This is a genomic window from Nocardia sp. NPDC003345, from assembly GCF_053589395.1.
Genome location: NZ_JBSFRU010000235.1, coordinates 1 through 10431 on the forward strand (window position 1 = coordinate 1; position 10431 = coordinate 10431).

The 10431-nt window shown below is 69.1% G+C and carries 10 protein-coding genes; 5 read left to right on the forward strand and 5 right to left on the reverse strand.

Annotated elements, in window-relative coordinates:
• Positions 1–95: 95 nt before the first annotated feature.
• A complete protein-coding gene (locus ACWDU1_RS22640; RefSeq protein WP_450001288.1) occupies positions 96–908 on the reverse strand; it encodes a DUF1266 domain-containing protein in 813 nt (270 codons plus the stop codon).
• A gap of 102 nt (positions 909–1010) precedes the next feature.
• On the opposite strand from ACWDU1_RS22640, the gene ACWDU1_RS22645 reads away from it, so the two are divergent.
• The 4 genes from ACWDU1_RS22645 (at position 1011) to ACWDU1_RS22660 (ending at position 5167) form a co-directional block, all read left to right on the forward strand.
• Positions 1011–1265, forward strand: a complete 255-nt coding sequence (locus ACWDU1_RS22645) for a DUF2277 domain-containing protein (protein WP_450001290.1) — start codon at positions 1011–1013, stop codon at positions 1263–1265.
• A gap of 184 nt (positions 1266–1449) precedes the next feature.
• The gene (locus ACWDU1_RS22650) at positions 1450–3039 is read left to right on the forward strand and encodes an aldehyde dehydrogenase family protein (protein WP_450001292.1); all 1590 of its coding nucleotides are present in this window, start codon (positions 1450–1452) and stop codon (positions 3037–3039) included.
• Positions 3036–3869, forward strand: a complete 834-nt coding sequence (locus tag ACWDU1_RS22655) for an SDR family oxidoreductase (protein WP_450001294.1) — start codon at positions 3036–3038, stop codon at positions 3867–3869. Before ACWDU1_RS22650 ends, ACWDU1_RS22655 begins: the two co-directional genes overlap by 4 nt.
• A gap of 413 nt (positions 3870–4282) precedes the next feature.
• Positions 4283–5167 (forward strand): LysR family transcriptional regulator, encoded by an 885-nt coding sequence (locus ACWDU1_RS22660; protein ID WP_450001296.1) that lies wholly within the window; start codon positions 4283–4285, stop codon positions 5165–5167.
• A gap of 63 nt (positions 5168–5230) precedes the next feature.
• Here ACWDU1_RS22660 and hpt read toward each other — a convergent pair whose 3' ends face one another.
• Genes hpt through ACWDU1_RS22680 form a run of 4 tightly spaced genes read right to left on the reverse strand, consistent with a single transcriptional unit; the run spans position 5231 to position 9486 of the window.
• Entirely contained in the window at positions 5231–5788 is a 558-nt protein-coding gene (gene hpt, locus ACWDU1_RS22665; RefSeq protein WP_450001298.1) for a hypoxanthine phosphoribosyltransferase, read from the reverse strand.
• Between the two features lies 1 nt (position 5789).
• Entirely contained in the window at positions 5790–6812 is a 1023-nt protein-coding gene (gene tilS, locus ACWDU1_RS22670; protein ID WP_450001305.1) for a tRNA lysidine(34) synthetase TilS, read from the reverse strand.
• A gap of 25 nt (positions 6813–6837) precedes the next feature.
• Entirely contained in the window at positions 6838–7953 is a 1116-nt protein-coding gene (locus ACWDU1_RS22675) for a zinc-dependent metalloprotease (protein ID WP_450001300.1), read from the reverse strand.
• Positions 7954–7968: 15 nt separating this feature from the next.
• Entirely contained in the window at positions 7969–9486 is a 1518-nt protein-coding gene (locus ACWDU1_RS22680) for a D-alanyl-D-alanine carboxypeptidase/D-alanyl-D-alanine-endopeptidase (protein ID WP_450001301.1), read from the reverse strand.
• Positions 9487–9650: 164 nt separating this feature from the next.
• On the opposite strand from ACWDU1_RS22680, the gene ACWDU1_RS22685 reads away from it, so the two are divergent.
• Positions 9651–10142 (forward strand): inorganic diphosphatase, encoded by a 492-nt coding sequence (locus ACWDU1_RS22685; protein WP_450001303.1) that lies wholly within the window; start codon positions 9651–9653, stop codon positions 10140–10142.
• The last annotated feature ends 289 nt before the right edge of the window (positions 10143–10431 follow it).

A 10431-nucleotide genomic window follows, 5' to 3' on the forward strand; every position in this document is an offset into this window, starting at 1 on the left:
CAGCGCTCGAAGCGAAGCGGCGCAGCCGCCAGTCTCGAGCGCTGACAGCAGACGCCAAGGGGGCCGAACCCTCGAGCGGCGGAGCCGCTCCAAAACTACAGAGCACACCGCCGCCAGGGACTCGTCGGCCGCAGCCACAGCCGGAGCAGTTCGAGTCGCCGGTCCACTCCGCCGTCCTTCAGTTCCGCGAGGTCCTCGCAGGCCTGCCAGTAGGTCCATCCGGTGAGGTAGGCGTCGCCGAATTGACGCCAGTTGCGGTATTTGCGCTGCGCCAGCGGGAGTGCGCGGGCCAGGTAGTCCCAGGCGACATCGGCTTCGATGTACCCGGCCGTGTAGGCCATCCGGGCCACCGCGACGACCCGGGCGAGATCCCAGGCGTGGATATCGGCGGGCAACGGCCGGGAGAGGTGATCGGTGAAGCCGATCTTGATGGCCTGGGACCAGATGTCGTAGTCGCGGACCAGCGCCTCGGAGTTGTCGATACCGCGGAAGGACGCGACCTGGCGCAGGAAGGCGCGGTGCCGGTCGGCGCGTTCGCCGAAACGGTCGCGTTCGCTGGCGTTCAGCGAGGCCGTCACCAGTGGGTGGACCAGCGCGTACAGCGGGGCGTGCATCCCCTCGAGGAGTTGTTCCATGGAGGCGCGGGCCTCGGTGCCGTCGGTGATCCCCCAGGCCCCGGTGAGCGTGTCGATGGCGAGTTCGCGCCGGTCACCGAGTGGGTGGTCGCGTTCCGGGCCGAGCAGGAGCACATCGTGGAAGGCGTCCCAGCGCGCCGAATAGAAGGCACCCAGCGACAGCGCCCGCAGGCGGTCGTCGTCGATCTGCGCGCCGGACCAATGGTCGTCCTCGCGCTTGTCGAGCTCCGGATAGGGGAAAGGGGTCGGCGTGGGCAATCCGGCAGCAGCCATACCGTGAGTGTAGGACCCGGGTTCGCGGCGGGCCCGGTCAATGCGTTTTCACATTTGTTCCTTGGCCTGTCACGGCACCCGTTGCGGCGGTAATGTGCATTCATGTGTAGAAACATCACCGTCTTGCGAGGTCTGGAACCCGCCGCTACCGAGCAGGAGATCTATGCCGCCGCACTGCAGTATGTGCGCAAGGTCGGTGGCCTGTCGGGTCTGAGTTCGGCCACCAAACCCGCCGTGGACAAGGCCGTCGCGGCCGTCGCGGAGGCGACCACGATCCTGCTGGACGAGTTACCGGATCGCCGCGTACCGCCGCCCACCGAGCCGCCGTTGCGCCGGCTGGCCCGGGAAGGCAGCTGAGCCTCGACGACCGAGTCCCTACGACAAGCGGCACCGCGACCGGGCGCGGTGTCCGGGTTCCACGGCCGGCATCCCTGAGATGCTGAGACATTTTCCGGTGAATTGTGTCACGATCGGTTCGGTGCGCTGATCCATTGTGATCGGCCACGAGCGGTTTCGAGCACGACGCAGTGGGAGAACAGCAGTGACCAATACCGAATCGGCACGTTCCGATACCGAGCCGGACGCCGAGGGCCCGCCGGGCCCGGATATCCGGGTTCTCAACCCCGCCACCGGAGAAGTTGTCGGCAAGGTTCCCGACACTTCGGCCGAACAGGTGGTCGCGCGGATCGGCGAACTACGCGAGCGACAGCGCGAGTGGGAGGACCTCGGCGCCGACGGGCGTAAAGAGTGGCTGCTGAAGCTGCAGGACTGGATCATCGACAACACCGAGGATCTGGCCGATGTGCTGCAGTCCGAAACCGGTAAACCGCGGGTGGACGCGCTTATCGACCCGATCTTCGGTAGCGATCTGATCGGCTACTACGCCCGGCGGGCCGCCAAATTCCTGGCCGACGAACACCCGGCTCCGCACAGCCCGCTTTCCCGGGTGAAACGCCTGACCACGGTGTTCAAGCCTTATCCGTTGGTGGGCGTGATCACGCCGTGGAATTTCCCGCTGGCGATGCCGCTGCTCGATGTGATCCCGGCGCTGGCCGCCGGCGCCGCGGTGATCTTGAAACCGTCCGAGGTCACCCCGCTCTCCGCCCTCGAACTGGCCCGCGGCTGGGCCGAGATCGGCGCTCCCCCGGTGCTCTCCGTCGTCACCGGGGGCGGCGCGACCGGTGCGGCCGTCGTGGACCACGCCGACTACATCCAGTTCACCGGTTCCACCGCCACCGGCCGCCGGATCGCCGCGGCGTGCGCGGCCCGGATGATCCCCTACAGCCTGGAATTGGGCGGTAAGGATCCGGCCATCGTGCTCGCCGACGCCGATCTCGATCGCGCGGCGCACGGTATCGCGTTCGGCGGCATGTTCAATTCCGGACAGGTCTGCATCTCGGTGGAGCGGGTCTATGTCGAGGCCCCCGTCTACGACGAATTCGTCGCGAAACTCACGGCGAACGTCAAGGCCCTGCGCCAGGGTCGCGACGATCGGACACCGCGCCACGATGTGGGCGCCATGGCCAACGAGAGCCAGGTGTCCATAGTCGCCCGGCATATCGAGGAGGCGGTCGCCGCGGGCGCGAAAGTGCTGACCGGCGGCAAGCGGACCGGCGAGGGCACCTTCTTCGAGCCCACCGTGCTCGTCGATGTCGACCACACCATGTCCTGTATCACCGAGGAGACCTTCGGGCCGACCCTGCCGGTGATGAAGGTCGCCGACGAAGCGGAGGCGATCCGGCTGGCCAACGATTCGGTCTACGGATTGTCGGCATCGGTGTGGACCGGCGACAAGGCGCGTGGCGAGCGGATCGCGCGGGCGTTGAACGCGGGCGCGGTCAATATCAACGATATCTTCGCCAACCTGTTCAACTTCGCGCTGCCGATGGGCGGCTGGGGCGATTCCGGTGTCGGCGCCCGCTGGGGCGGGCCGAACGGAGTGCGTAAATACTGCCGGGCCAAGGCGATCACCACGCCGATGCTGCCCACCCAGGAACGCGAACTCACCTGGATGCCCTACGACCTGAACAAGATCCTGATCGGACTGGGCGCCATGCGCGCGGCCGGTGCGCGCGGTATGCGCCGGATCGATATCCCTGCCCTGCTCCGACTCAAGGGAGAGAACCGTTGAGCAAGACCGTATCCCTGCGCGGCAAGGTCATCGTGATCACGGGCGGCGCCCGTGGAATCGGCCTGGCCACCGCGATCTCGCTGGCGAAACTCGGCGCCCAGATCGCGATCGGCGATATCGACGAGAAAACGGTGAAGGAATCCGGCACCGATCACGATTTCGACCACTACGGCCGTCTCGATGTGACCGACGCCCAGTCCTTCGCCACTTTCCTCGACGATGTCGAGCGTGCACTCGGGCCGATCGACGTGCTGATCAACAACGCCGGGATCATGCCGACCGGCCGCCTGGTCGACGAGGCGGATCAGATCACCCGCCGCATCCTCGATATCAACGTCTACGGCGTGATCCTGGGTTCGAAGCTGGCACTGAGCCGTATGCTGCCCCGCGGGAGCGGGCACATCATCAATATCGCGTCGCTGGCCGGCGAGACCCATATTCCGGGTCTGGCCACCTACAACGCGTCCAAGCACGCGGTACTGGGTTTCACCGACACCCTGCGGGAGGAGTACCGGGGGTCGGGCGTTTCGGTCTCGTCGGTGTTGCCCACACTCACCAATACCGAACTGGGATCGGGCGTGGCGGCGCCCAAGGGGCTGCCGGCCGCCGAACCGGAGGATATCGCCGCCGCCATCGTGCGGCTGATCGGCAAACCGAAGCCGAAGGCTCGGGTGACCCGCGCGGCCGGCGCCATGTCGGTATTCGTGAATCTGCTGCCGCAGGCGATGGGTGACGCGATCGGACGGTCGATGGGGTCGGCCCAGACCTTCCTCGACGATGTCGACGCCGAACAGCGCAAGGCCTACGAAGACCGGGTGCGCCACAGCTGAGCCCGCGACGGCGCGCGTCACGACCCCTGAACGGGTTCGGACGCGCGCCGTTTCGCGTGATCGGAGCCGCCCCGAAACTCTATTGTGATCAATGTCACTTTACGGGCATAGTCGGGGACAGCAACCCGCCGGGCACGCCGCGCCGGCCGCGGCCTGCACCGGCTCGCGTCTCATCATCCGAGGTGAAAGCACATCTGTCCCGAACAGCTCTACCAGAGCAAACGCCGGACATTTTACGTCGTATCGGCCGCCTTCGCCGAGCCGACCGCACGGCGGGGAAGCCGGGCTGCACATCGCCGCCGAACCCAATAAGCTGTCACTAACAAACCTGCCGACTGTTTCGGGCCCTGTATGCGGACCATCCGAACAAATTAGGGCTGGAAATTCAGGAACTATTCTGATAGCAAGGTGCTATGGACCCGCATTTGCGCGATCTGCGGTATTTCGTCGCCGTCGCCGAGGAACTGCACTTCACCAACGCCGCTCAGCGGCTGCACATCGCTCAACCGACCCTGTCGCGTCAGATCCGGCAGCTGGAACGTCAGCTCGATGTGGTCCTGTTCGATCGCAACCAGCGCAGTGTCGCGCTCACGGTTGCGGGTAAGGAACTGCTCAACGGCGCCCGCAAGATCCTGGAACTCTGGGAGGTCACCAACTCCTCCCTCCAGGAGGCGGGCGAGGTACTGCGCGTCGGCCTCCAGTCGACACTCGGCCGCGGCCTGCTGCACGACCTGGAAAGCGCCAGCGGCCATCGGCTCGCTCTGCATCCCGCCGCCTGGACCGACCCGTCCAGCGGGCTCGCCGGACGGCAGGCCGATCTGGCGCTCGTCTGGCTCCCCCTACCCGATCCGAACCGGTACCGCTGGCAGGTGCTGCGCACCGAACGCCGCTGGGTGCTCCTACCGGAGAACCATCCCCGCGCCAATCAGGAAATGATCGATTTCGCGGACCTGGCCGACGAGCCCTTCATCGCCCTCCCCGCCGAAGCCGGCGCGGTCCGCGATTTCTGGCTCGGCAACGACGCCCGCAGCGGGCGTCCGGCCACCATCGGAGCCGAGGCCGCGACGCCCGAGGACCGGCTGGAGGCGGTCGGTCTCGGACTGGGGCTGTGCCTGCTGGCGGAGAACAACGTGCCGATGTATCGCTGGCCCGGACTGACCGCACGCCCCCTCACCGGTATGCCGCCGTGCGAGCTCGCGGTCGCCTGGCGCGCCGACGATGCCCGCCCGACCATCCTCGAATTCGGCCAGCGGGCCGTCGCGGGTGGATTCGCGGCACCGCCCGCGATCCCGGCCTGACCGATCGAGACCGAAACCGGTGGACGGGCGTCACGCGCCCGTCCACCGGCTCGGTTCCAGGGTCTACTCGCCGCCGTACACGCGCGGATGCAGGGTGCCGATATAGGGCAGATCCCGGTACCGCTCGGCGTAGTCGAGGCCGTAGCCCACTACGAATTCGTTCGGGATATCGAAACCCACGTTCGCGACCTCGACCTGTGTACGCAGGGCGTCCGGTTTACGCAGCAGGGTCACCACTTCCAGCGAGGCCGGGTTGCGCGTCGAGAGGTTACGCATCAGCCACGACAGGGTCAGGCCCGAGTCGATGATGTCCTCGACGATCAGTACATTGCGGCCCGCGATGTCCTTGTCCAGATCCTTCATGATGCGCACCACCCCGGACGAGGAGGTGGACGAGCCGTAGGACGAGACCGCCATGAACTCCATCTGGGTCGGTATCGGGAGGGCCTTGGCCAGGTCCGTCATGAAGAAGATGGCGCCCTTGAGCACCCCCACCAGCAGCAGATCACCCTCCGGCGCATCGGCCGGGTACCGTTTGGCGAGCAACTCGGCCAGTTCGTTCACCTTGGCCGCGATCTCTTCCTCGGTGATCAGTACCGAAGCGATATCGTCCCCGTACACGTCAACTGGTTTCCCTTCGGTTTCGGCTCACCCGGTCGGCGCGGGCAAGTGTCAGCCTGCCATGCTCGCGAACGACGACCAATCGGGTCCCCCGTTCTCCGCCCCCGACCGCGACCCCGCCCTGTCCGCGCCAGGCCACGACCAGGTCGTCGATACCGTGTAGATGCGCCCCGGCGACGGCCGGCACCCCCCGATCCAGCAGCCAGGCCCGGACCGCGCGCCGCCGGAGCGCGGGCGCGGCCGAGGCCAGTACGGCGCAGTCCAGATCCGATGCGGCACAGCTCGTTTCCGCCGGATCCACCCCGGCCCGGCCCAGCAGTTCGGCGGCGAGTTCGTCCAGAACGGTGTTGTCCGCGCGCAACTGGCCGGCCGTACGTGCCAGCGCCGCCGCGACGCCCCCGCCCAGCACTTCTTCCAGCAGCGGCAGCACCTCCGTACGCAACCGGACCCGCGTGAACTCCGGGGCGAGGTTGTGCGGGTCCTCGTACGGAGTCAGGCCGAGGTCCGCGCAGAACTCGCGGGTGGTGGCACGCCGGACTTCCAGCAGCGGCCGGCCCCAGGGCGCGTCGTAGGACGCCATCCCCTGGATGGAGCGAGCCCCGGAACCACGTCCCAGCCCCAGCAGGACGGTTTCCGCCTGGTCGTCGAGGGTGTGCCCGAGCAGCACCGGTAGCCCACCCCGGGCCGCCTCCAGAGCGGCGTAGCGGGCAGTACGCGCCGCCGCCTCCAGGCCGCCCGGCCCGTCGACCCGTACCGGCAGCACCCGCGCCGTCCGGCAGCCGAGGGCGCGGGCCGTTTCGGCGGCGGTGGCCGCCACCCGATCCGAGCCTTCCTGTAGTCCGTGGTCCACGACCAGGGCGTGCACCTCCGGGAGTTCGGCGCGGGCCGCGGCGGTGAGCGCCAGGGAATCCGCGCCACCGGAGAGCGCGACGGCCACCGGCCCGCCGCCGGGCCGGAAATCGCCGGCCCACCGCCGCACGGCCTGCCGCAGGGCGAGCACGGCGGCGGTCTCCGGTAGCCGGATCGGCGCCTGCTCCACGGACTGCACGTCAGCCCAGGACGCGCGCGACCCAGCGCTGCGGTTCGTCGATCTCCTCGGTACGCGGCAGGGTTTCCGCGTCCGTCCAGATCGCGTTGAACTGCTGCATCCCGACCGTGCCGACCACCTCGTCCACGAAGGCCTTACCGCGCACGTACTGCGCCACCTTCGCGTCGATGCCGAGCAGGGCCCGCAGTAGGCGCTGCACCGGGTTCGCGGGCCGGGTGCGGCGCCGGTCGAAGGCGGCGCGGATCTGTTCGACCGTCGGCACCACACTGGGGCCGACGGCATCCATCACATGATCCGCGTGCCCCTCCAGCAGGGTGCCGAGCAGTAGCAGCCGGTCCAGCGCCGCGCGCTGGGCGGGCGGCTGGGTGGCCCGCAGCAACCCGACCACGCCGCGGCTGTTGGGGTCGTCGGAGGCGGTCCCGCTGCGGCGCTGTTTCAGTTCGGTCAGGAGCCGGCCCAGCATCTCGGTGGTCGCCTCGTCGCCGATCTCGCCCAGTAGTTCGACGTTGTCCCGCATGTACCCGGCGAGCCAGGGTGAGGCGGAGAACTGGACGCGGTGGCAGACCTCGTGCAGGCAGACCCACAGCCGGAAATCCGACGGCGATACCCGCAGCGCCCGCTCCACCCCGACGATATTCGGGGCCACCAGCAGGAGTGTGCCGTCCGGGCCGGTGAACGGATCGTATTGACCGAGGATGGCGGTGGACAGGAACGCCAGCATCGCGCCCACCTGCACCCCGGCCGGTTTTCCGGTCAGCGGGCCGTGCTGGTCGCGCGGGTCGCCCCCGGTGAGCTGCCCCATGGAATCGGCGGCCGCGGCGATCCAGCCGGGCCGGTCCACGATCCGGGCCGCCGGAACGGGCTGATCGTCGAGCAGCCCGGTGACCTCTCGCACCGGCCCCTCCGCCCGCACCGAGGCCTCGGCCAGTTCGGCGACGGCCTGTTCGGCGGCGAACCGCGAGGTACGCGGCCCGGCGGGTACCAGCAACGCCCCCGTCCTGGCCGCCCAGCGCCAGTCCACCGCACCCGCGAACGTCCGCTGCTCACCGTCGGATCCGCCCGGGGCGTCCTGCACCACCGGGGCTCCGGCGCCGCCCGGACCCTGTCCCATCGTCATGCGCGCCTCCAGCCGTCAGGTACATCCACAGTTGCGCAGCGTGGTCGCCACGGCATCGAGAGCGGGGCGGCTGACCTCGGGCGAACGATCGCTCGACATCAGCGTGAAGGTCAGCACCCGGCCGTCGCGATCCAGTACGTAACCAGCCAACGTACTGGCCACCGACAGAGTTCCGGTCTTGGCGCGCACCCAGCCGGCGCCGCCCTGGTTCTGCGTGACGTAGCGGCTGCTCAGCGAGCCGGTTCCGCCCGCGACCGGCAGGTAGTCCAGCAACGGCACGAGCCGCGCGGCCAGGGTCGGGGTATCGGTCCCGGCGGGCTCCGGCTTACCGCCCGCGCCCACCCCGGAACCCAGCGGCGGGGCCAGCGGCGGAAGTTGCGTGGTGGTGGCCTCGGCGTCGGCACCCGGACCGGCCGCGGTGGCCAGGATCTTGTCCAGCACCCGGGCCGGGATCCGGTCGTCCACCGAGAGCCCGCTCGCGTCGAACATGCTCACCCCGGTCATATCGAAACCGTGCTCGGCCAGCACCGCCGCGATCGCCGCCGCCGCGCCCTCGAACGACATCGGCCGTCCCGTCGCGTGCGCGACCTCCCGTCCCACCGTCTCGGCGAGCACATTGTCCGAATACACCATCATGTCCCGCAACCGGTCACGCAGCGGCGCCGACGACACCTCGGCGATCCGTTTGGTGCCCTGTGGTGCGGCACCGACCCGGACCTTCGCCGGATCGAGCCCGAGCTCGACGGCCAGCCGCCGGCCCACATCCAGCGCCGGGGTGGTCGAACGCGGCGAGTACTCGGCGGGAGGATCGAGGCGGCCGCCGTCGAGCATCACCGGTTCGATCGGCGCGATGGACCCACCCGGGATATCGATCGGATCCCAGCCGCGCGCCATCGCCGGGCCCGAATAGGCGGATACATCCACCACGATGGTGTCGGCCGGGGTGTCGGCATCGCGGATCCGGCGCGCCAGATCGGCGATGCTGGCGGCACCCGGGTAGTACCCGTCGCCACCGGGCTGCGCCGTGAGTGTGGGATCGCCACCCGCCACCAGCACCATCTCGTTGGGCGCGGAGCCCGCCACCACCCGGGTCTGCACCCGCTGCTCGGCCGGCAGGGTCAGCAGGGCCGCCGCGGTGGTCATGATCTTGGCGGTCGAGGACGGGATCCGCGGTTCATCGGCGCGGGCGTTCCACAGCACCGCGCCACCGGACGGATCGGTCACCGACCCCGCGAAACCACCCAGGTCCGGATTCGCGGTCACCGGCCCCAGCGCGGTCGCCAGGCCCGCCGGACTCGGCGGCGGCCCCGCCTCCGGCGCGGCCCGGACCTCCGGGGCCACCCGCACCGGCGCCGGTGGCGCGGCGATGGTCAGCCCGCCGTGCCGGAACTCGGGGGTCCACGGCTGTAATACCGCGGCCAGCACCGCCGCCGCACCGGCCAGCGCCACCAGCACGGTGATCAACCATGCCCGCAATCCCCGGCGCCGGCGCCCGGCCGAATCGTCCCAACCGCTGCCACCCTGCAAACCCACGTCGCCCGTCGTCTCCTCGTGCCCTGCTTCCACACCGGGCCCCGCTGAACCGATGTGCCCCCGACAACCCTATCGGTGTTCGGCTACCGTTCTCGGCGAACACCGGGTGCGCCGGCCCTCGCCGGCGACCACGGCGCATCGTGCGAGCAGCGGAAGGAGTTGGCGTGGAGTTCGACGTCACCATCGAGATCCCCAAGGGTTCACGAAACAAATACGAGGTCGACCACGAGACCGGACGGGTCCGCCTCGACCGGTACCTGTACACCTCCATGGCCTACCCGGCCGACTACGGCTACATCGAGGACACCCTCGGCGAGGACGGCGATCCGCTCGACGCCCTGGTCCTGCTCCCGGACTCGGTGTTCCCGGGTGTCATCGTCGAGGCCCGTCCGGTCGCGATGTACCGGATGACCGACGAAGCCGGCGGCGACGACAAGATCCTGTGCGTGCCCGCGGGTGATCCGCGCTGGGACCACATCCAGGACCTCGGCGATGTCCCGGAATTCGAACTGGCCGCCATCAAGCACTTCTTCGAGCGCTACAAGGACCTCGAACCCGGCAAGTACGTCAAGGGTTCGGAATGGGTCGGCCGCGCCGAAGCCGAAGCCGAAATCGAAGCCTCCTTCAAACGCCTGAAAGAAAACGGCGCGCACTGAAATTTTGGCGGCGCCTTCGGCGCCGCGGGGTTCGGCCCCCGAAGCGTCTGCTGTCGGCCCTCGAGACTCGTGGCTTCGCCACATGCGCTTCGAGGGCCGACAGCCGACGCGGGCCGAACCCTCCAAGGGCCTCGCCGAACTCGGCACCCCCGCGGAGTGCTGTGGACCGCCCGATCCATATACACAACCGACCACCCGGCACTCATCCGGATGCGCCACTCCCCAGAAACGGGCCACCCCCTCGGCGCCGAGTCCAGCGAGGCCCACAAAGGGTTCGGCCCGCGTCGCC

Coding starts and splice junctions, on each gene's coding strand:
- ACWDU1_RS22660 (WP_450001296.1), top strand. CDS start 4,283: ATGGACCCGCATTTGCGCGATCTGCGGTATTTCGTCGCCGTCGCCGAG.
- ACWDU1_RS22640 (WP_450001288.1), bottom strand. CDS start 908: ATGGCTGCTGCCGGATTGCCCACGCCGACCCCTTTCCCCTATCCGGAG.
- ACWDU1_RS22675 (WP_450001300.1), bottom strand. CDS start 7,953: ATGACGATGGGACAGGGTCCGGGCGGCGCCGGAGCCCCGGTGGTGCAG.
- ACWDU1_RS22645 (WP_450001290.1), top strand. CDS start 1,011: ATGTGTAGAAACATCACCGTCTTGCGAGGTCTGGAACCCGCCGCTACC.